Source organism: Geothermobacter hydrogeniphilus, assembly GCF_002898515.1.
In the GTDB taxonomy this organism is placed as follows: Bacteria; Desulfobacterota; Desulfuromonadia; order Desulfuromonadales; family Geothermobacteraceae; genus Geothermobacter_A.
This window is the reverse complement of record NZ_PPFX01000048.1, coordinates 1-20,857: the sequence shown is the minus strand read 5'-3', so window position 1 is coordinate 20,857 and position 20,857 is coordinate 1. Positions and strand designations below refer to the sequence as shown.

Sequence of the window (20,857 nt, the reverse complement as noted above, 5' to 3'; positions counted from 1 at the left end):
TCATGCCGTCAATCGATCTTCATACCGCCCTCAATCTCATCAAGCCGGTCGCTGATGAGAAACTCGCCGAGGCCCAGGCGCGCATCGACAGCCAGGCCAAGCCGCAGGGTTCCCTCGGCCGGTTGGAGGAATTCGCCCGCCGCTATGTCGCCATCACCGGTCGCGACAGTATTCGCAGGAAGGTCGTTTTCACGTTTGCCGGTGACCACGGCGTGGTCGCCGAAGGGGTCAGCGCCTTCCCCGCCGAGGTGACCCCGCAGATGGTCCTCAATTTCATTGACGGCGGTGCCGCCATCAATGCTCTGGCGCGACACGCCGGTGCCGACGTGATCGTCGTCGACATGGGGGTCAATTACGACTTTCCAGCGCTGGACGGACTGCTGCAGAAGAAAGTCGCCAGGGGCACCGCCAACCTCGCTGAAGGTCCGGCGATGAGTCGTGAACAGGCCATCGCGTCACTCGTGACCGGCATTGAGCTGGCCTTTTCCTGCGTTGAGGACGGCATCGACCTGGTCGGTACCGGCGACATGGGGATCGGCAACACCTCCCCCTCGTCGGCGATTGTCGCCGCGTTTTCCGGGCTCCCGGTTGAAGATCTGACTCATCGCGGTACCGGCATCGACGATACCGGCCTGGCGCGCAAGGTTTCCGCCATCGACCGTGGCCTGGAGATCAACAAGCCTGACCCCGGGGATCCGGTTGACGTGCTGGCCAAGGTCGGCGGTTTCGAGATCGGCGGCATCGCCGGACTGGTGCTGGGGTGTGCCGCGGTCGGCCTGCCGGTGGTGGTCGACGGCTTCATTTCAACCGCCGGGGCGTTGATCGCCTCGGAGTTGCATCCTTCGGTCAGGGATTACATTTTCGCCGCCCACCAGTCGGTGGAGATCGGCCACAGGCACATGCTGCAGCGTATCGGTCAGAAGCCGATCCTCGACCTTGATCTGCGGCTCGGTGAAGGGACCGGCGGCGCGCTGGCGATGAACCTGATCGAGGGGGCTCTGCGCGCCTATCGGGAAATCCGCACCTTCGATGATGCCGGGGTATCGGCAGGGGCCGATCGGTGAAACGGGAGTGGGATGATTTCCGTGTCGCGGCCGGGTTCCTGACCGTGCTGCCGACGGTGCGCGAACTGGACATGCCCCCGGAGAGGCTGGCGCGCAGCATGGGATTGTTTCCGGCGGTTGGCCTGGCCATGGGACTCGGCCTGGTGATCATCGACTGGCTGCTCGGGGCCCTGATTCCGCGGCCGGTGCTTGACGGCCTGCTGGTGCTGGTGCTGATCCTCGTTACCGGGGCGCTGCATCTTGACGGTATCGCTGACCTGGTCGATGGCCTCGCAGGCGGTCGCGGCGATCGCGAACGCACCCTGGAAATCATGAAAGACAGCCGTGTTGGGGCGATGGCCGTGGTCGGTGTGGTGATGCTGCTGCTGCTCAAGTATCTGAGTCTTTACACGATTCCTCCGGAGCATAAAAAGGCCGCCCTGTTGCTGATGCCCTGCGCCGGGCGCTGGATCCAGGTGGTGCTGGCGGCCTTCTGTCGCTATTTACGGCGGGAGGGGACAGCGGCGGCTTTTGTCGAACAGGTCGGTGAACGGGAAACTCTGCTGGCGACAGCGACCCTGCTGCTCGCCTGTTTCGTCCTGTTCGGTCTGGAAGGAGTCCTCCTGCTTTTTCTGTTGGGTCTGGCGGCCGTGGTGCTGATCCGTTATTTCGACACCCGGCTCGGCGGCGTGACCGGAGATGTTCTCGGGGCGGCGACTGAAATTGTCGAGGTGTTGAGCCTGATCCTGGTGCTGGCGGTGGTGTGAAAGAGGCAGCTATACCAAACGTCGCCGCCAAGGTGCCAGGAGCGCCAAGAAGGTCAAAAACCATTTAACGGAGAGGCGGAGAGGAGCAGAGACGGAGAGGAATTTTTTTGGGTTAAAAACCAAAAATCTACTTTTGGTTTTCTCTGCGTCCTCTCCCTCTCTGCGACTCTCCGTTAAAAAAAAGGTTTCTTGGCGTCTTGGCGGCAGGTTTTCCTGGTTCATGTGAAAGGCAAGGGAGATGACTGAAAAGACGCGGATTTACCTGGTACGGCACGGTGAGGTTGAGGGGCATGGAGTCCGGCGCTACAACGGTCAGAATGATGTGTCCCTGACGGCAAGGGGACAGGCCCAGTACGGGTTGCTGAAGGAGCGCCTGGCAGGGAAAAATCTGGCCGCAGTTTATAGCAGTGACTTGATCCGCTGCCGGTTCGGCGCCGAACTGGTTGCCGCTGCACATGACTTGCAGCCGACCTGTTTCGAAGAACTGCGGGAGCTGCATATCGGCAAATGGGAAGGATTGACCTGGGACGAAATCCGCAGCCGCTGGCCGGAGGAATGGCAGGCCCGGCTTGACGACCTGGTCCATTACCAGGTCGAAGGGGGCGAGAGCCTGCGGCAGATGGCGGACCGGGTTCGTCCACTGCTTGCCGAATTGATCGAACACCATCGCGGCGAGAAAATCGCTATCGTCGCTCACGGTGGTGTCAACCGGGTGATCCTGCTCGACGCCATCGGCGCGCCGCTGGAAAGGATGTTCCACATCGAGCAGAGCTTCGGCTGCCTGAATGTCATCGACTACTGGGCCGATGGCTATGCCACGGTGCAACTCTTGAATGGCTGAAGAAAAGAAAGGCACTGCCGCCAAGATACCAAGAACGCCAAGAAAACCCTTTTAACGGAGAGACGCAGAGAGGGAGAGGCGCAAAGAAAATCAAATCTGGCTTATGGGTTTGAACCTAAGCAAGGGGGTTTGTCTTTCTCTCCGCCTCTGCCCCTCTCCGTCTCAGCGTTGAGAGCTTTTGAATTTCTTGGCGCCCTTGGCGCATGGTGGCTTCAAGAACTTGAAATGATGCTCTCACCCCTGATCATCGCCGCGCCGGCCAGCGGCAGCGGCAAGACCACCCTGACCCTCGGGCTGCTGGCAGCCCTGAAACGGCGCGGGCTTGAGGTCGCCCCCTTCAAGGTCGGGCCGGATTTCATTGATCCCGGCCATCACGCCGCCGCCTGCGGACGGGTCAGCCGCAACCTCGACGGCTGGATGTGCGGAGAACCGGCAGTGCGTTCAACGTTTGCCCGTGGCAGCGCCGGTACCGATCTCGCCGTCATCGAAGGGGTGATGGGACTGTTCGACGGCGCTTCGGGAGATTCGGATGAGGGGTCGACCGCCGAGATCGCCCGCTGGCTGGAGGGGGAACTTCTGCTGCTGGTTGACGCCCGTTTCCAGGCGCGTAGCGCCGCCGCTCTGGTCAAGGGATTTGTCGATTTCGATCCTCGGCTGCGGTTTGCCGGGGTGGTCTTCAACCGCGTCGGCAGCGCGCGCCACGAGCAGCTGCTGCGGCAGGCTGTCGCCTCGACGCCGGGGCTGCCGCCGGTTCTCGGCTGCCTGCCGCGCGAGAGCGGCATCGAGCTGCCGGAGCGCCACCTGGGGCTGGTGACGGCGGCGGATCAGGCTGCCGATTTTGCCGCCCTGGCGGACCTGGTTGAGAACCATCTTGATCTTGACGGACTGCTTAGCGGGCTACGGGAGACAAATGCTCCGGCACCGATCTTCGACCAGTCCCTTCCTCATGGAGAGGGGGCGGGGAGGAGGAGCCGTGTCCGCATCGGGGTGGCGCGTGATGCCGCCTTCTGCTTCTGCTACCCGGAGAACCTCGAGCTGCTCACGGCGGCCGGTGCCGAACTGGTCTTCTTCTCGCCGCTGGCCGACACGCTGCCGGAGGATCTTGATGGCCTCTATCTGCCCGGCGGCTATCCGGAACTGTTCCTCGACCGGCTCGGGGACAATGGCGAACTGATCGGCCAACTGCGGACGGCAGCCGCAGCCGGGTTGCCGATCTACGCCGAATGCGGTGGGTTGCTGCTGCTCTGCGAAGGGTTGAACGATAAGCCCTTGAGCGGCATCTTTCCGGCCCGGGCAAGGCTGCTTGAAAAGCGAAAATCCCTGGGTTATCGCGAAGTGACCTTTACGGCTGATACCCCGCTGGGGCCGGCGGGAACCGTTGCCCGCGGTCACGAGTTTCATTACTCTGAACTTGAGATGCCCGCCTCGGTGCCGCGTGTCTACGCCTTGCGCCGCAAGGGTGGTGCCGAGTTGGAGAGCGAAGGATTCAGCTGCAAAAATGTTCTCGCCAGCTATGTGCACCTGCATTTCGGCGGTAACCCGCAGCTGGCGGAGAATTTTGTGCGATTTTGTGAAAGAAAAAAACGTTAGCCCAAGGCACCAAGAGCACCAAGAAGGGCAAAAGCCCCCAACGCGGAGGTGGAGAGAGGCAGAGACGGAGAGAAGAGCCAAAATCTTTTTTTGGGGTTTAAAACCAAAATCTGATTTTTGTTTTTCTCAGCGACCTCTCCACCTCAGCGCCTCTCCGTTAAAAAAGGGTTTTCTTGGTGCACTTGGCGGCATCATTAAAAGAGGAGGAAGTAAGTGGCAACCCAGATCGAATCCGCCCGCCAGGGCATGATCACCCCGCAGATGGCGGCGGTGGCCAGAAATGAAAATGTCAGCGACGAGTTCGTGCGTCAGAATGTCGCCGCGGGGAAGATCGTCATCCCCAATAATGTCAACCGCAAGCCGAACCCGGTCGGCATCGGCAAGGGGTTGCGCACCAAGGTCAACGCCTCGATCGGCACCTCGTCCGACATCGTCGATTACGATGCCGAGATCCGCAAGGCGCTGGCCGCCCAGGAGGCCGGTGCCGATACCCTGATGGAGCTTTCCGTTGGCGGTGACCTCGACCGGGTGCGGCGCGAGGTGATCGCCGCCGTCGATCTGCCGGTCGGCAACGTGCCGCTCTACCAGGCTTTCTGCGAGGCGGCGCGCAAATATGGCGACCCCAACAAGCTCGACGAGGAACTGCTCTTCGACCTGATCGAGCAGCAGTGCGCCGACGGCCTGGCCTTCATGGCGATCCACTGCGGAATCAACCTCTACACCATCGAGCGGCTGCGCAAGCAGGGTTACCGCTACGGCGGGCTGGTCAGCAAGGGCGGGGTATCGATGGTCGCCTGGATGATGAAGAATGGCCGCGAGAATCCGCTCTACGAGAAGTTTGATCGGGTCTGCGCGATCCTGAAAAAATATGACGTCGTCCTCTCTCTCGGCAACGGTCTGCGCGCCGGGGCGATCCACGACTCCAACGACCGGGCGATGGTGCAGGAGCTGCTGATCAACTGCGAACTGGCCGAGCTGGGACGCGAGATGGGCTGCCAGATGCTGGTCGAGGGGCCGGGGCATGTGCCCCTCGACGAGGTCGAGGCCAACATCCGTCTGCAGAAGCGCATGAGCGGCGACGCTCCCTACTACATGCTTGGGCCGATTTCGACCGACGTCGCTCCCGGTTATGACCATATCACCGCTGCCATCGGCGCCGCCCAGTCGAGCCGTTACGGGGCCGATCTGATCTGCTACATCACCCCGGCCGAACACCTGGCGTTGCCCAACGAGCAGGATGTGATTGAAGGGGTCAAGGCGGCCCGGGTCGCCGCCTATATCGGTGATATGAACAAGTACCCGGAAAGAGGGCGCGAGAGGGACAAGCAGATGAGCAAGGCGCGCCGCGACCTGAACTGGGAAAAACAGTTCGATCTGGCGCTCTTCCCCGCGGATGCCCGCGCCATCCGCGCCAGCCGTACCCCGGAGGATGAGAACACCTGCACCATGTGCGGCGACTTCTGTGCCTCCCGCGGTGCCGGCGAGCTGTTCCGGAAGGATCTGAGCGGCGACAAGGTTTAACAGGCTGATGAAAAACGCCATCTGCCTCCTTGCATCTGGATATTTTTGCTTAGCCAACACCAATTTTGGCTTTCTTGCGAAAGCATCAATGAAAGAACCGGTATGAAAACAGCTGTTCTGCTGATCAGTCATGGTTCGCGTGTTGCCGAGGCGAACGAATCTCTGAACAAGATTGCCGACATGGTGCAGGAGATGAGTAGCGCTGAATTCGTCGAGGTCGCCTTTCGGGAACGGCAGCAGCCCGATATCCAGGCCGGAATCGACGCCTGCGTGGCCCGCGGGGCGCAGCGTATCCTGCTCTATCCCTATTTTCTCTTTGCCGGGGCCCATGTGCTGCGCGATCTGCCGGACGAAATGGCGCGGGCCGGGCAGCGTCACCGGGGGCTGGAGATGGTCCTCGGCAAGCCGCTCGGCGTCGATCGCCGGCTGGCCGAAGTGGTCTGCACCCGCATCGGTGAAACCCTCGCGGACAGCGGCTGGGAGTTAAAGGAATGAATCCATGAGTGAAGCCATCATCCGCGACCCGTTGGAGATTGAGCGCCGCAGTTTCAGGACCATTGACGCCGAAGTCGGACCGCATCCGTTTGATGAACGACAATGGCCGGTGGTGCGCCGTGTGATTCATACCACCGCTGATTTCGATTTCGCCGGGACCACGTGCTTCGCGCCCGGCGTGATTGACAGTGTTGTCACGGCCCTGCGCCGGGGAGCGAAGATTCTCTCTGACACCAACATGGTATTGGCCGGGGTCAACAAGACCCGCCTGGCGAAGCTGGGCGGCAGCATCGCCTGCCACGTCGCCGATCCGGAGGTGGCGGAACGGGCACGGGAGCAGGGAGTGACCCGCTCGATCCTCGCCCTGCGCAAGGGGGTGGTCGAAGGCGCGGAAATCTTCCTGATCGGCAACGCGCCGACCGCCCTCTTCGAGCTGTTGCGCCTGGCCGACGCCGGTGAAGTCGCGCCGGCGCTGGTGGTCGGCGTGCCGGTCGGGTTCGTCGGCGCCGAGGAATCGAAGGAGGCATTGTTCGCTTCCCGGTTGCCCTACATTGTCTGCCGAGGTCGCAAAGGGGGATCGGCGATCGCCGCGGCGATTCTCAACCAGCTGCTGATCCTGGCGGCGGGTGACTGAAGCGTGGTCCGGTTCCTGCGCCACGGCTACACCACCGGCGCCTGTGCCGCCGCCGCGACGCTCGCCGCCGCGCGCCTGCTGGCGGGTGAGCGGGTGGCGCAGGTCGCGCTTGAACTGCCGGTCGGGGAACGGGCCGTTTTTCCCGTTCACGGCTGCCGGGTTGAAGGTGCCCTGGCCCGCTGTTTTGTGATCAAGGATGCCGGGGATGATCCCGACGTCACGCACGGGGTTGAGGTCCATATCCTGCTGGAGAGGATCGCCCCTTCACCCGGAGTTGCCTGCTCCGGAAGCGGGAACGATATCCGCTTGTTCGGGGGCGAGGGAATCGGCACCGTGACCAAACCGGGCCTGGCGGTCGCGGTCGGAGAACCGGCCATCAACCCGGTGCCGCGGCGGATGATCCGCGAGGCGCTGCGCTCGGTCTTTCCCACTGGGAGCTTTCGGGTCACCATCGCCATTCCCGACGGTGAGCAGCGGGCCGCGAAAACCCTCAATGCCCGGCTGGGGATTCTCGGCGGACTGTCGATTCTCGGCACTACCGGCATCGTCCGGCCGATTTCGCACCAGGCCTGGACCGACACCCTCGACGTCGCTCTCAATGTCGCCCGGGCCGCCGGTTGCCGGCAGGTTGTCGCCTGTACCGGACGCAACAGCGAACGGGCCGCGCAAAGAAGCTTTCCGCAGTTGACGGAGGAGGCTTTCGTCATGATGGGGGACCATGTCGGCTACCTGGCCGGGGCCTGCCACCGCAAAGGGATGCCGAAGCTGGTGGTCGCGGCCCAGTTTGCCAAGCTGGTCAAGATCGCCTGCGGGCATCCGCAGACCCATGTCCACAGCTCGCGGGTTGACCTGCGGAAGCTGGCCGACTGGGCGCTCTCGACGGGGTTGACGACGGAAGCCTCCGAAACAATCGCCGCCGCCAACACCGCCCGCGAGGTCTTCCTGGCCCTCGGAGCGGCGCATCCGCTGGTGGCCGATGTTGCGCGTCGGGCCGTTAAACAGTTGCGGAACTGGGCGCCAGGGGTAACAATAGAGATTCTGCTGGTCAGTTATGATGGTGCGGTGGCGGGAAAATACGGCGAGTGAATTCAAGGAGTAACCTCATTCCGGTTTTTCGGACTTTTTCCAGTGAGGGCAGCATGAACAAAATCTACGTGGTGGGCGCGGGGGTTGCCGGGCAGGAAGGCTTCAGTCGCCATGCCCTGGACCTGATCGAGGCGGCTGATCTGCTGATCGGCGGGGAGCGTCAGCTGAATCTTTTTCCTGAGTTCAAGGGGGAAAAGCTTGTTATTGACAGCAACCTTCCGGAAATGGTCGAACGTTTGCGAACCCGCAGAGGCCGGCCGGTGGTGCTTGCTTCGGGGGATCCGCTCTTTTTCGGCATCGGTCGTTACCTGCTGCGCAACCTGCCGGAGGAGGAGTTCGAGTTCGTGCCCAACGTCTCCTCCATCCAGTACGCTTTCGCCAAGATCCGCCAGCCTTGGGATGACGCGGTCTTTCTCTCCACCCATGGCCGCCCGCTGGCACCGGCGGTTGATCGGATCGTCGCCAATGACAAGGCGGCGCTGCTGACCGATGAGATCAACAATCCGGCTGCCATTGCCCGCGAGTTGATTGATCGCGGCCGCGAAGGCTACGCTGTTTGGTTGTGCGAGAATCTCGGTTGTGCCGATGAGCGCATCGTCGAAACCGACGTGCGCGGCCTGCTCGATATCGACGCGGCACCGCTGAACGTGCTGATCCTGGTCAAGCAGTTCGAAGGGGAGATCAAGGACCGCGGTTCCTGGCTCGGGATCCCGGATGATGAGTTCGCGACCGTTAAAAAGCTGATCACCAAGGAGGAGGTGCGGGTCGTCACCCTCGCCAAGCTGCGCCTGCGCCAGGACATGACCCTCTGGGATATCGGTGCCGGTTCCGGTTCGATAAGTATCGAGGCCGACCACCTGCTGCCCAACGGCCGGATCTTCGCCGTTGAGCGCAACCCCGAGTGCCGTGACTTCATCAAGCAGAACCTGCAGAAGTTTCATACCCGCAACGTCAACCTGGTGGAGGGGGACGCCCCCGGCTGTCTCGACGATCTGCCCGATCCTGACCGGGTTTTTATCGGCGGCAGCGGCGGTCACCTGTGGGACATTCTCACCATCGCCGACCGGCGCCTGCCGGCCGACGGACGCATCGTTCTCAACGCCATCACTCTCGATACCCTGACCGCGGCCAATGAGTTTTTCGCCAACGCCGGTTACGAGGTCGAGGTGACCACAATCAACGTCGCCCGCACCCGGCCGCTGACCGCCTACAAGATGTTCGAGGCCTACAATCCGGTCTACATCCTGGCAGCGGTTAAGCAGTAGTCCCGGCCCTGCGGCGGCAGGATTCATGAATCATGTCCGAATGTCATCCCATCCTCTTCGTCGGTGCCGGTCCCGGGGACCCCGAGCTGATCACTGTCAAGGGTCTCAACGCCCTGCGGCGGGCCGAGGTCGTGGTCCATGCCGGTTCGCTGGTCAACCCGATCTTGCTCTCCGAGTGTCCTGAAGGCTGCGCGATCCATGACAGCGCGCCGCTGAACCTGCAGCAGACCCACGCCCTGCTCGTTGCCGGGGCCCGGGCCGGCAAGCGGGTGGTCCGTCTGCATACCGGCGATCCGGCCCTCTACGGGGCGATCCAGGAGCAGATGGAACTGCTCGATACTGTAGGCCTCGATTACGCCGTCATTCCCGGCGTAACCGCCGCCTTTGCCGCTGCCGCTGCCCTGAGGCAGGAACTGACCCTGCCCGAGGTCTCGCAGACCCTGGTCCTCTCCCGGACCGCGGGCCGCACCCCGGTGCCGGAAGCGGAGAAACTCTCCCGCCTGGCCGCCAACGGCGGCACCCTCTGCCTCTACCTCTCGGTGGGGATGATGGACAAGGTGGTGGACGCACTGCTGGCCGGAGGCGTTTTCACCACCCGGACCCCGACCGCCGTGGTCTACCGCGCCAGCTGGCCGGATGAAAAGATTGTCAGCGGCACCCTGGCCGATATCACGGGCAAGATTGCCGAAGCCGGTATCCGCCGCCAGGCGCTGATCCTGGTTGGCGAAGCACTCGGCGCCCGGGAGCGGGGAGTGGAAAAGAAATCGAAGCTCTATGATGCCGATTTCGCGCATGGATATAGGGAGCCCAAAGGCGGCTAAGGGCCAAGGGCTAAAGGCTAAAGGCCAAGGGCTAAAGGCCAAGGGCTAAAGGCTAAAGCGGAGGGCATTTCCCTTGGCCTTTCGCCCTTCGCCGATTTTCAAAAAATCATGACTCTTGCCATCATCGCCATAACCCCTGGCGGCGCCGCACTTGCCCGCCGGCTGCAGGCCGAGGCCGAAGGTGCCGAGGCCGAAGGTGCCGAGCTGTGGCTGCCGGAGAAGCTGCGTAGCGAAGAGCCGGCCAGTTACTTCGAGTGCCCGCTCGCGTCGGTGCTGGCGGAGCTGTTCGCTCGTGTCGACGGCCTGGTGTGCATCATGGCTAGCGGCATCGTGGTGCGGCTGCTGGCGCCGCAGCTGCGAGGCAAGCAGCACGACCCGGCGGTGGTGGTGGTCGACGAGGCCGGGCGTTTCGCCATCAGCCTACTCTCCGGCCACCTCGGCGGAGCCAACGAACTGGCGCAGGAGGTGGCCGATATTCTCGACGGTCAGGCGGTGATCACCACGGCCACCGACGTCAACCACCTGCCGGCCTGGGACACGGTGGCCCGCCGACTGGACTTGAAGGTCGAACCGATTGAACGGCTCAAGCTGCTCAACGGACTGCTGCTACGGGCCGGGCACATTGTTCTGGTCGATCCGCAGCAACGGATCAGCGGCGAGTTCAGTGTCGTCCCCGGGGTTGACATCACCCGCAGTTTCGCTTCGGCCTTGCAGTCGCCGGCCGAGGGGCTGGTTTTTGTTACCAGTCGTCATCTGCCGCATCTGGACCGGCGGAAAAACCTGCTGGTGCTGCGGCCGCGCTGTTACGCGGTGGGTGTCGGCTGCAACCGGGGCACTGACGCTGATGAAATCGAAACGGCTGTCCGCGACGAGATGGAAAAGGCCTTCCTCTCTCCGGGGAGCATTTCCTGCCTGGCCAGCATCGACGCCAAGCAGGATGAAGGCGGTCTGCTCGATGCCGCGGCGCGGTTCGGGGTGACGCTGAAATTTTTCAGCAAGGAGCAGCTCAACGTCGTCGCCGTTCCGAGCGAGCCCTCTGAATACGCCCTGCAGGCGGTCGGCGCCAGGGGGGTCTGTGAACCGGCCGCCATCCTCGCCGCCAGAGGCGGCAGACTGCTGGTGAAAAAGAAGAAAAACGGCAACGTGACCGTGGCGGTGGCGGAGATCAATGCCTGAAAATAAATCACCACGGAGGCCCAGGGGGGAATAAAGAACCTCGAAGGCAATCGGCCGCTGATAAAATCTGATTTACGCTGATTTAAGATCCTAACCCCAGTCTTTATGGGTTTAATCATGCCTTTTCAGCGTTAATCAGCGTCCAATTTAGATTTAGCTTTTCTCCGTGTCTCCGTGGTAGGAAATCGATTTTTATGACCAACAAACTCTACATCGTCGGGCTCGGACCCGGTGACAGCGAACACATGACCCCGGCGGCGCGGGCGGCGCTCGAACGGGCTGAGGTTGTCACCGGCTACAACACCTACCTGGAACTGATCCCCGATCTGGTTGCCGGCAAGGAGACCTTTTCCACCGGCATGCGCCAGGAGACCGAGCGTTGTCGCGAGGCGCTCAGGCGGGCGGCGGACGGGGCGACGGTGGCGCTGGTTTGCTCCGGCGATGCCGGTATCTACGGTATGGCCGGGCTGGTTCTGGAGTTGCAGCAGGCCGAGGGACCGGAACAGGTCGAGATCGAGATCGTGCCCGGGGTCTCCGCGGTGCAGGCGGCCGCGGCCCGGCTCGGGGCGCCGCTGATGCACGATTTCGCCGTCATCTCCCTCTCCGACCTGCTGACCGACTGGTCGGCCATCGTTCGGCGGCTGGAAGCGGCCGCCGGCACCGATTTTGTCATCGCCCTCTACAATCCAAAGAGCCGCGGTCGGGCCGGCCAGATCGAGCAGGCGCGACAGATCCTGCTCAGGCACCGCGATCCCGCCACCCCGGTCGGCATCGTCCGTAATGCCTGCCGTGAGGGTGAGGTGGTGACGGTCAGCGACCTCGCTTCTTTTACCGATGAAACCATCGACATGTTTTCACTGGTGATTATCGGCAATCCCGCGACCTTCGTTGACCGGCGGGGGCGGATGGTGACGCCGCGAGGCTATCGCCTCAGGCGGGAGGCCAGAGGCGGGAGGTCAGAGGAAACCCCTGTGTCCGGCGGAGGAAGCCCGACGCCCGCCTTGTTTGTTGCCGGTACCGGCTCCGATGTCGGCAAGAGCGTTATTGCCGCCGGGTTCTGTCGCCTGTTGGCGCGCCGGGGGCTGACGGTGGCGCCGTTCAAGGCGCAGAACATGGCCAACAACTCGGCGGTCTGTGCCGACGGCGGCGAGATCGGCCGGGCCCAGGCGCTGCAGGCGGCGGCCTGCCGCGTCGAGCCGACGGTTGACATGAACCCGGTGCTGCTCAAACCCAATTCCGAAACCGGCGCCCAGGTCATTGTCCAGGGACGTCCGGTCGGCAACATGTCGGTGCGGGAGTACCACGCTTTCAGGGAGAACGCCTGGCGGGCGGTCTGTGACTCCTATCGGCGCCTGGCGCGGCAGGTCGGCCTGGTGGTGATGGAAGGTGCCGGCAGCATTGCCGAGATCAACCTGCGCGGGCAGGATATCACCAACCTGGCGGCGGCGCGGATGGCCGGAGCCAAGGTCGTGCTGGTGGCCGACATCGATCGCGGCGGGGTTTTTGCGGCTATCCTCGGGACCCTGCAACTGCTGACGGAAGAGGAGCGTGAGCTGATTGCCGGGGTGGTGATCAACAAGTTCCGTGGTGACGTCGGGCTGCTGAAGTCCGGTATCGACGAGATCGAATGTCGTACCGGGGTGCCGGTGCTGGGAGTCATCCCCTGGTTGCGTCTACAGCTTCCGGAGGAGGATTCGCTGGCGCTGGAGCGACCGGGGGATGGTTTCGACTCCGGAATCAGAATCGGCGTGGTGCAGCTGCCGCGCATCTCCAATTTTACTGATTTTGCTCCCTTCGAGGCGGTCGCCGGTGTCAGCCTGTGCTACGTCGAACGGCCGGAGCAGATCGCCGGTCTCGACCTGCTGATTCTGCCCGGGACCAAGAGCACGCTCGCCGATCTTGACTGGTTGCGGCAACAGGGACTGGCCGAGGCGATTCTCACCTACCACGCCGAAGGCGGACGCCTGATCGGTATCTGCGGCGGCCTGCAGATGCTCGGCGAGCGGGTACGTGATCCGCAGGGGGTTGAAGGTCCTCCCGGCGAAGCACCGGGGCTCGGATTGCTCGATATCGAGACCACCCTGCAGACCGAGAAACAGACGCACCGGGTTGAAGCGGAATTCCTGCCGGCGGCGGCCGCTGCCGGTTTCACCGGTTTTGATCGGGTGCGGGGCTACGAAATTCATGCCGGTGCGTCGAGTCGCGGAATCCTCTGCCGACCGTTGCTGCGCCTGGTGTCCCGTTCCGGTGATGACAGTGCCCGGCTTGACGGGGCTGTTTCCGCCGACGGCCGGGTCTGGGGCAGTTACCTGCACGGTCTGTTCGACGATCAACGCGTCCTGCACGCGGTTCTGGCCCCTCTGGCTTCCGGCAGGTCGTTTCCTGCCGGTCCGTCCGCGCGGCAGCGTCTCGACAGCGAACTGGACCGGTTGGCCGATCATCTCGCCGCCCATCTCGACCTGAAGCGGCTGTGCCGCCTGTGTGGGCTGGAAAGGATTCCGGTTTCATGATCTGGACGATTCCCGCATCTTTCCTCCTTGACCTGCTGCTGGGAGACCCGCACGGCTGGCCGCATCCGGTCATCGGCATCGGCCGGTTCATCAAGCGGGTTGAGACGGTCCTTGCCTCCCTGATCGATCATCGGCGTCTGGCGGGATGCCTGCTGGCTCTCATGACTGTGCTGGTGACCGGTCTGGTGACCTGGGCGGTCATTCGCCTGGCTGGTCTGCTTCACCCCCTGATCGGGCTGGCGGTGACCGTCTGGCTCGGTTACACGACCCTGGCGCTGCGGTCGCTGCATCTTGAAAGTCGACAGGTGGTACGCTATCTGGAGCAGGGACGGATTTCCGAGGCGCGGCGCGCCCTGTCACTGATCGTCGGTCGTGAAACCAATCAGCTCGATGAAGAGCAGATCCTGCGCGCCTGTATCGAGACGGTCGCGGAAAATACCTCGGACGGCGTGATCGGCCCGCTCTTTTACCTTTTTCTCGGCGGTCCGGTGGCGGCAATGATGTACAAGGCGGCCTCGACGCTTGACTCCATGGTTGGTTACACCGACGACCGTTACCGGGAGATGGGCTGGGCCTCGGCCCGTCTCGACGATCTGCTCAACCTGGTTCCGGCGCGGCTGACCGGGCTGTTGATGGTCCTCGCCAGCTTTCCTCTCGGACTCAATCCCTGGGCGGCTTTGACCACCATGTTGTGCGACGCGCGGAAAACCAGCAGCCCCAATGCCGGTTTCCCCGAATCCGCCGTAGCCGGCGCTCTCGGTGTACGGCTCGGTGGTCCGGCGACCTATTTCGGCGAAACCGTACAGAAACCGACCCTCGGCGATGCCGACCGGCGGATCGATATCGGCTGCTACCGGGCGACCATCCGGCTGATGTATCTGACGGCCCTGCTCGGGCTGATTCTTGGTATGGTGGTGGTATGGCCCCTTTACTGAACCAGGCTGCCCATGGCGGCGACGTCTTTGCCGCTGCCGCCGAGCTGGGTTGTGATCCGGAGCAGATCCTCGATTTTTCCGCTTCGATCAATCCCCTCGGTCCTCCGGAAACGGTTCTTGCCGCGGCGCGACAGGCCTTGTCGAGTTGCCAGTTCTACCCCGAACTGGCGGCCGACTCACTGCGGACCGCTCTTGCCCGGCATCACCGCCTGCCGGAAGACTGTCTGCTTCCCGGGGCCGGGTCGACCGAGCTGCTCTATCTCTGGCCGCGGGTCTTCAGACCGCGGCGGGCCCTGCAGATCGTGCCCGCCTTCAGCGAATATCTGCGTGCCCTCGATCAGGTCGATTGTGAAGTCGAACGGCTGCCGTGGCTGCCGGGAGAACCCTTTCCGACAACGGACCTGCCGCGGGCGGTGGGGGACTGTGAACTGCTTGTTTTCGCCAACCCGGGCAACCCGACCGGCGGCCTGATCAGGCGTCGGGATCTGCTGGCAACCCTTGATCTGCTGCCGGAAGATCTGCCGGTTCTGGTTGATGAAGCGTTCATCGACTTCGTTCCCGGGGAGTCGCTTATCGATCAGGTCGTGGAACGATCCAACCTTTATGTGCTGCGGTCGATGACCAAGTTCTATGCTATTCCGGGGCTGCGGGTCGGCTATCTGGCCGGACCGGCCGACGGGATCGCGCGATTGCTGGGTGGCAAGGAGCCCTGGACCCTGTCGACCCCGGCGCTGGCGGCCGCGTTGGCCTGCCTGGATGAAGACGATTTTGTCCGCGCCTCGATTGCGGCGATCGCTGCCTGGCGCGACGAGATGGGCGAGGAACTGTCCCGTCTCGGTCTGGAGGTCTATCCGGGGGCGGCCAATTACCTGCTGGTGCGCCTGCGGGCAGGCGGGAGCAGCGCCTTCGATATTGCCGCCGGGCTCCGGCGGCAGGGGATACTGGTGAGGGATTGCGGCAATTTTGACGGCCTCGGCGGGGATGTCCTGCGGCTGGCGGTGCGTCGTCCCGAGGAAAACCGCCGACTCGTTGCCGGGCTACAGCGCCTGCTTGACAACCACGGGAGGGAAGAATGAAACTTTGGCAGGGGTTCTTGTTGCTCGGCGCGCTTAACGGGTTTCTCGGCGTAGCCCTTGGCGCCTTCGGCGCGCACGGCCTGGAGGGCAGGTTGACGCCGCACCTGATGGATGTCTGGAACAAGGCGGTTCACTACCAGCAGATCCATGCCCTGGTCCTCGTGTTGGTGGCAATTCTCCTGCAGGGCGGGATGACCGGCACGGGCATTCGCTGGTCCGGCTGGTGTTTCCTGCTGGGCATCCTGCTTTTTTCCGGCAGCCTCTATATACTGGCCCTGTCGGGGGGCAAGCCCCTCGGAGCGGTAACCCCGTTCGGCGGGGTTAGTTTCCTGCTCGGCTGGGCGATGCTCGCCTGGGCCGTGCTGCAGTCCTGAACCTGCGGAACGATCGAAATTAATAATGGATACAGTCGTCTACTACAGTCTTCGGTCCCTTGCCCGTCTGCTCTACCTGTTTCCCGAAAGCTGGAGTCTGCGGCTGGGAGAACTGCTCGGTTCCCTGGCCGGAAGGCTGGTTCCGAAGCGGATGGCCCTCTGTCGCGCGAACCTCCGCTTGGCGGGGCTGGATGAAGCACTCTCCGGTGCGGTTTTCCGCTTTCTCGGACGCAATCTGGTGGCGATTCTGCGGCTTGCCTGCAGTGATCCCGGACACGATGCTGACAAGGTTGTCGTGGAAGGTTTTGAATCCTACCTCGAAGCCCGTAAACGTTGTGGTCGGGTGATCCTGATCACGGCTCACCTCGGCAATTGGGAAAAATTGGCCCGTCTGCAACGCCGGCACAGCGGGCATCCCCTGCAGGTTGTCGGCCGCAGCCTCGATCAGCGGGGCGCCGACCGTTTCCTGCGGGAACTCCGTCAGCGGGGCGGTTTTACCGTGCTGGAGAAAAGCCGGGGTGTGCGGGCGATGCTCAAGGCCCTGCGTCAGGGGAATGATCTTGGCCTCTTGATTGATCAGCGGGTCGCCCCCCACATGGGGATCTGGGTACCCTTTTTCGGCGCCCCTGTTTCCGCCGTGCCCGTGGTCTCCCTGTTGGCGAAGGCCAGCGGCGCCGCCATCGTGCCCGTTTTCACCGGTATCGATGCGGCCGGACAGGAGCGCATTCATTATCTGCCCGAGCTGGTGCAGACGGGTGACGAAGTGGCCGAGACGAAAGAGCTGAATCGTCTCATCGAAACCCATATCCGCCGTTATCCGGAGCAATGGTTCTGGTTGCACAACCGGTGGCGTGAAAAGGACCTGGATCAGGTTGACAGCAAAGGACGGCGGGCCGCCGAGGCGTGCGCGGCCGAAGGGGATCGATAACCTTGAGTGAACTCACTGACTCAGGTCAGCCTGAATCAGAGCAATTTTTCCGCCAGCCAGAACAGCCCCATGCCGACCAGCACGGTGCCGCCGAGAGATCTGCTGCGGATGGCGAACAGGAAGGTCGGAACGGCCACCCAGAATTCCGGTCGCAACAGGTTAAAGCTGTTGCTGTGACTGTCGATCAGCAGTGACGGGGCCAGCAGGGCGGCGAGAATGGCGACCGGGATCAACTCCAGCCAGTCCACCAGCCAGCGCGGCAGTTGCCGCTGGGAAAGCAGCAGCAGAGGCAGCAGCCGCGGCAGGTAGGTGACCGCTCCCATGCCGAGCAGCAACAGCAGGTAGGCTGAAAAGCTCATCCTTTCGCCTCCCTCTGTCGTCGGACCCGGCGTCGCACCAGGTAGCCGCCGGTCGCCGCCAGTATGGCCGCCCCGACGATGTAGGAATCTCCCGGAATCAGCAGTTTCCAGATCACGGCCAGCCCGGCCGCCAGTATCCCCGTAAAGACATAGGCCCGACCGTGCAGCTGCAGCACCAGCAGGGCGATGAACATCCCCGGCAGAGCGAAATCGATGCCGAAGGCGCCGGGTGGAATCAGACTGCCGACCAGGCTGCCGAGGATGGTCGCCAGGATCCAGGTGCTGTTGGCGGCATGGTGGACCACCAGCGCCCGCCAGCGATCCCAGTTTCCCGCGCGGAAGCGGGTCATGTTGACGCCGAAACTCTCGTCGGTGATGCCGTAGGCGAAGAGGATGAGAAAACCGCGCCTGACGCCGCGCAGCGGGATGGCGAGGGCGCTGCTCATCAGGAAATGCCGGAAATTGACCACCAGGGTGGTGAGGATGATGGCTGTCGCCGAGGCGCCGCCGTCAAGCATCGCCACGGCGATGAACTGGGCGCTGCCGGCAAACACCAGCACCGACATCAGACCGATCCAGGCCGGTCCGAGTCCGGCCTGCTGACCGAGGACGCCGAGTGCCATGCCGATGGGAAAATAACCGAGGCAGATCGGCCAGGCGGCATTGAGTCCGTCGCGGAGAACTCCGGAACGGCCTTCGTGGGTTTGGTTGTACTGGGTGGATGTCATGTAAGTTGCAAGAATTAAAAGGCTTTATCCGGGTTGCGGGTAGCGGCGGCTCACTTTGGAGTGGAGCCTTTTTCCGAAAAATTCCAAGCTGTCATTTTCGTGCCTGTGCCCATCTGGTGCCCACGCGGTGCCCGTCAGTTTCTTCCTTCCTCATGAATTGCCGCCTGGTCAACTTGGGCACCTTTCAAATATCGATTCCATCAATCCTCAACGTATTCGACCAGATCTGCCACGGAACATTTGAAATAACGGCACAGCTTTTCGAGATTCGCTGTTGTTGTATCCGTTGAACGGTGGTTGGCAAGGCGTGACAGGGTAGAGATGTGAATACCGGTGGCTGCCGATATTTCACTGAGACTTATCCGTCGGCCTTCCGCCGTTTCCTTGTCAGCAATCAGGCGTTTCAGGTGAATTTTCAGCATCGCGGCCTCCCTCCATTTTGCTCAATGTATCGTATGTCGGCGCCCCTGTCATCAAAATGATGTCTCTCTCGCCTTGTTTTTTATTTCAAGTCAAAAAAATGGCAGTATGGAATTTTTTTTTGAAAATAAATCAAAAAAAGTCTTGACCGCTCGGTTTTTTGAAATATAATCAAAAGCAAAGATCCACAGTCAACAAAGGAGGTCGCCATGGAACAGAAAACCTACCTCACCACCGAGCAGTTGGCCGAGAAACTCTGTTACGACGCACGCTATATCCGGACCAGCCTGAAAGACTCCGTTTTTATTGAGGGCGTTCACTACATCCGGTTTTTCGGTCGGCGGAGAGTCTATTACATCTGGGAAGCGATCGAACGGGACATGGTGAAGGCATCCATGGAAGAAGGACTGGCGATCCCCATGGCGAACGGCAGGGTTTGTCATGGGTAGCCTCAGGCAGAGGAATGGTCTGCTCTTTTTCGATTTCCGCTACCAGGGCGTTCGTTGCCGGGAACAGACAACACTTCCTGATACACCCGGCAATCGCAGGAAGCTGGAGCCGATCCTCGCCCGTATCGAGCAGTCCATAAAACTGGGGACCTTCAAATATGCCGATTTTTTCCCGGGTTCCCCGCGGGTCGAAGTTTTTCGTGATGATCCCGCAGTTGACAAGCGCAGGACGGTTCTGGGCAACTCTCCGGCAGGGCAGCAAGGCAGAGAGATCCCGAATTTCAAAACATTCGCTTTGACCTGGTATGAGGAAAACGAAATTCGCTGGCGGCGGTCGTATCGGAAAATGATGCTGCGAACGATGGAGATCCATCTTTATCCCCGGTTTGGCAAATATCAGATCAATGAGATCGACCGGAGCATGATCCTGAAATTCAGGAGCTGGCTTGGCAGAGAACAGCCTGATGGCAAGGTGCTTTCGCCCGTGCGGATCAACCACATCATGACACCGTTGAAAATGATTTTGAGCGAAGCGAGTGAACGGTTCGGGTTCCCCAACCCGGCAGTAAACATCAAGGCTCTCAAGGTTCCAAGAAGCGATGTTCATCCATTCTCGCTCGATGAGGTCAAGCTCTTTCTGGCAAACGTGAGGGCCGATTTTCGTGACTACTATACGGTCAGGTTCTTTACGGGGTTGAGAACAGGGGAAATCGATGGACTGCAATGGAAATATGTCGACTTCGACAACCGGTTGATTCTGGTTCGCGAGACCATCGTTGACGGTGTCCTGGATATTACAAAAACGCCGGGGTCGGTGCGGGAGGTCTGGATGTCGACCCCGGTTTTCGAAGCTCTCAAGAATCAGTTCCAGGCTACGGGAAAGGCGAATCGTTTTGTTTTCTGCAATCGGAAGGGCAATCCGTTGCGACACCGGGACATTACCAAACGGGTCTGGTATCCGACTCTGGCAAGGCTTGGCCTTGAACGGAGAACCCCTTACCAGACAAGGCATACGGCAGCAACTCTCTGGCTCGGGGCCGGTGAGAATCCTGAGTGGATCGCCAGGCAGATGGGACATGCCACGACGCATATGCTGTTCACGGTCTACTCGCGATTCGTGCCCAACCTGACCCGGAAAGACGGATCGGCTTTTGAGCGATTGATGATTTCGGCCATGAAAGGGGATGACGATGCAACAGATTCGAGAGCTTGTTGAACGGGGCAGGGGGTTGGTTCAGGGGCTGTACCGCCTGCGGAACCCTGAATGGCGAACGACCCGTCAGGGGCGTACTTACCTCGCTATGGAACTGGAGGACATGAGCGGGCGGATTCCGGCTTATGGCTGGAATTTCGAGGCGAGTCAGAAAGGGTTTCCCAGTGACCTGGCCTGTGTCAATGTGACCGGGACCCTGCGTCGGCGCCGGGATGGTGTCGCCATGGATGTCAACCATATCGAAACCGTTCATGATCGCCTTGGGGACGTGGTACGTTTGATCCCCGAGAGTTTCTGTCCCACCCCTTGGCGCCTTTTCTATCTCGATGCCTGGGTGGCTCGATTGAGCATTCCGGCCCTGCGGCAGTTCGTTCTGAATGTTCTGGGTGATGACAGCCTTGCTTTCTTGTTTGTCTCGGTCCCTGCGAGTTTGAAGCATCATCATAACCACCCCAGTGGACTGCTTCAACACAGCCTGGAATGTGTGCAGCTGGTCTCCCATTTCCGGCAGTTCTCCCGTGAACAGCTGGAGCTGGGCATGGTGGCGGCCCTGTTCCACGATATCGGCAAGGTGCTGACCCTGACCCGCGAGATGCAGCGCACCAGCCTCGGCCGGACGGTCGATC

22 protein-coding genes are annotated in these 20,857 nt (G+C 61.8%); 19 read left to right on the top strand and 3 right to left on the bottom strand.

Going from position 1 to position 20,857, the window contains the following annotated elements; genetic code table 11:
- Positions 1-2 precede the first annotated feature (2 nt).
- From cobT to C2E25_RS15480, 16 genes are all read left to right on the top strand, one after another.
- On the top strand, positions 3-1,064 hold the full coding sequence (gene cobT / locus C2E25_RS15555) for a nicotinate-nucleotide--dimethylbenzimidazole phosphoribosyltransferase (protein WP_103116644.1): 1,062 nt from the start codon (positions 3-5) through the stop codon (positions 1,062-1,064).
- Positions 1,061-1,810 carry an adenosylcobinamide-GDP ribazoletransferase gene (cobS, locus tag C2E25_RS15550; protein ID WP_158247291.1) on the top strand — a complete coding sequence of 250 codons (750 nt, stop codon included), beginning with the start codon at positions 1,061-1,063 and terminating at the stop codon, positions 1,808-1,810. The genes cobT and cobS overlap by 4 nt, the downstream gene beginning before the upstream one ends.
- 238 nt (positions 1,811-2,048) lie before the next feature.
- Positions 2,049-2,651 carry an alpha-ribazole phosphatase gene (cobC, locus tag C2E25_RS15545; protein ID WP_103116642.1) on the top strand — a complete coding sequence of 201 codons (603 nt, stop codon included), beginning with the start codon at positions 2,049-2,051 and terminating at the stop codon, positions 2,649-2,651.
- A 225-nt stretch (positions 2,652-2,876) separates the two neighbouring features.
- Positions 2,877-4,241, top strand: a complete 1,365-nt coding sequence (locus tag C2E25_RS15540; protein WP_103116641.1) for a cobyrinate a,c-diamide synthase — start codon at positions 2,877-2,879, stop codon at positions 4,239-4,241.
- Positions 4,242-4,454: 213 nt separating this feature from the next.
- Positions 4,455-5,762: a phosphomethylpyrimidine synthase ThiC gene (gene thiC / locus C2E25_RS15535; protein ID WP_103116640.1), complete on the top strand. Its 1,308-nt coding sequence runs from the start codon at positions 4,455-4,457 to the stop codon at positions 5,760-5,762.
- Between the two features lie 102 nt (positions 5,763-5,864).
- Positions 5,865-6,257 carry a sirohydrochlorin chelatase gene (locus C2E25_RS15530; RefSeq protein ID WP_103116639.1) on the top strand — a complete coding sequence of 131 codons (393 nt, stop codon included), beginning with the start codon at positions 5,865-5,867 and terminating at the stop codon, positions 6,255-6,257.
- A 4-nt stretch (positions 6,258-6,261) separates the two neighbouring features.
- On the top strand, positions 6,262-6,891 hold the full coding sequence (locus C2E25_RS15525) for a precorrin-8X methylmutase (protein WP_103116638.1): 630 nt from the start codon (positions 6,262-6,264) through the stop codon (positions 6,889-6,891).
- Between the two features lie 3 nt (positions 6,892-6,894).
- Positions 6,895-7,977, top strand: coding sequence for a cobalt-precorrin-5B (C(1))-methyltransferase CbiD (gene cbiD, locus C2E25_RS15520; protein WP_103116637.1), 1,083 nt, complete (start codon positions 6,895-6,897; stop codon positions 7,975-7,977).
- Between the two features lie 53 nt (positions 7,978-8,030).
- A complete protein-coding gene (cbiE, locus tag C2E25_RS15515) occupies positions 8,031-9,242 on the top strand; it encodes a precorrin-6y C5,15-methyltransferase (decarboxylating) subunit CbiE (RefSeq protein WP_103116636.1) in 1,212 nt (403 codons plus the stop codon).
- 32 nt (positions 9,243-9,274) lie between these two features.
- Positions 9,275-10,063 (top strand): precorrin-4 C(11)-methyltransferase, encoded by a 789-nt coding sequence (gene cobM, locus C2E25_RS15510; protein ID WP_103116635.1) that lies wholly within the window; start codon positions 9,275-9,277, stop codon positions 10,061-10,063.
- Between the two features lie 108 nt (positions 10,064-10,171).
- A complete protein-coding gene (locus C2E25_RS15505) occupies positions 10,172-11,239 on the top strand; it encodes a cobalt-precorrin 5A hydrolase (protein ID WP_103116634.1) in 1,068 nt (355 codons plus the stop codon).
- A gap of 194 nt (positions 11,240-11,433) precedes the next feature.
- On the top strand, positions 11,434-13,749 hold the full coding sequence (locus tag C2E25_RS15500; protein ID WP_103116633.1) for a cobyric acid synthase: 2,316 nt from the start codon (positions 11,434-11,436) through the stop codon (positions 13,747-13,749).
- Positions 13,746-14,684: an adenosylcobinamide-phosphate synthase CbiB gene (gene cbiB, locus C2E25_RS15495; RefSeq protein WP_103116632.1), complete on the top strand. Its 939-nt coding sequence runs from the start codon at positions 13,746-13,748 to the stop codon at positions 14,682-14,684. The genes C2E25_RS15500 and cbiB overlap by 4 nt, the downstream gene beginning before the upstream one ends.
- Positions 14,669-15,760 (top strand): threonine-phosphate decarboxylase CobD, encoded by a 1,092-nt coding sequence (cobD, locus tag C2E25_RS15490; RefSeq protein WP_103116631.1) that lies wholly within the window; start codon positions 14,669-14,671, stop codon positions 15,758-15,760. The genes cbiB and cobD overlap by 16 nt, the downstream gene beginning before the upstream one ends.
- Entirely contained in the window at positions 15,757-16,134 is a 378-nt protein-coding gene (locus tag C2E25_RS15485; protein WP_103116630.1) for a DUF423 domain-containing protein, read from the top strand. Before cobD ends, C2E25_RS15485 begins: the two co-directional genes overlap by 4 nt.
- A 25-nt stretch (positions 16,135-16,159) precedes the next feature.
- Positions 16,160-17,062: a lysophospholipid acyltransferase family protein gene (locus C2E25_RS15480; RefSeq protein WP_103116629.1), complete on the top strand. Its 903-nt coding sequence runs from the start codon at positions 16,160-16,162 to the stop codon at positions 17,060-17,062.
- 35 nt (positions 17,063-17,097) lie between these two features.
- On the opposite strand, the gene C2E25_RS15475 is transcribed toward C2E25_RS15480, so the two are convergent.
- The 3 genes from C2E25_RS15475 to C2E25_RS15465 all read right to left on the bottom strand — a co-directional run bounded on the left by C2E25_RS15475 (position 17,098) and on the right by C2E25_RS15465 (position 18,571).
- The gene (locus C2E25_RS15475; RefSeq protein ID WP_103116628.1) at positions 17,098-17,421 is read right to left on the bottom strand and encodes an AzlD domain-containing protein; all 324 of its coding nucleotides are present in this window, start codon (positions 17,419-17,421) and stop codon (positions 17,098-17,100) included.
- Positions 17,418-18,149: an AzlC family ABC transporter permease gene (locus tag C2E25_RS15470; protein ID WP_103116627.1), complete on the bottom strand. Its 732-nt coding sequence runs from the start codon at positions 18,147-18,149 to the stop codon at positions 17,418-17,420. The genes C2E25_RS15475 and C2E25_RS15470 overlap by 4 nt, the downstream gene beginning before the upstream one ends.
- Before the next feature lie 200 nt (positions 18,150-18,349).
- On the bottom strand, positions 18,350-18,571 hold the full coding sequence (locus tag C2E25_RS15465; RefSeq protein WP_103116626.1) for a helix-turn-helix domain-containing protein: 222 nt from the start codon (positions 18,569-18,571) through the stop codon (positions 18,350-18,352).
- Between the two features lie 207 nt (positions 18,572-18,778).
- On the opposite strand from C2E25_RS15465, the gene C2E25_RS15460 reads away from it, so the two are divergent.
- From C2E25_RS15460 to C2E25_RS15450, 3 genes are all read left to right on the top strand, one after another.
- Positions 18,779-19,018 carry a hypothetical protein gene (locus C2E25_RS15460; protein ID WP_103116625.1) on the top strand — a complete coding sequence of 80 codons (240 nt, stop codon included), beginning with the start codon at positions 18,779-18,781 and terminating at the stop codon, positions 19,016-19,018.
- Positions 19,011-20,234, top strand: a complete 1,224-nt coding sequence (locus C2E25_RS18015) for an Arm DNA-binding domain-containing protein (RefSeq protein ID WP_103116624.1) — start codon at positions 19,011-19,013, stop codon at positions 20,232-20,234. Before C2E25_RS15460 ends, C2E25_RS18015 begins: the two co-directional genes overlap by 8 nt.
- The coding region (locus C2E25_RS15450; RefSeq protein ID WP_199177449.1) for a TraI domain-containing protein at positions 20,209-20,857 on the top strand (649 nt) is incomplete at its 3' end. The genes C2E25_RS18015 and C2E25_RS15450, both read left to right, overlap by 26 nt.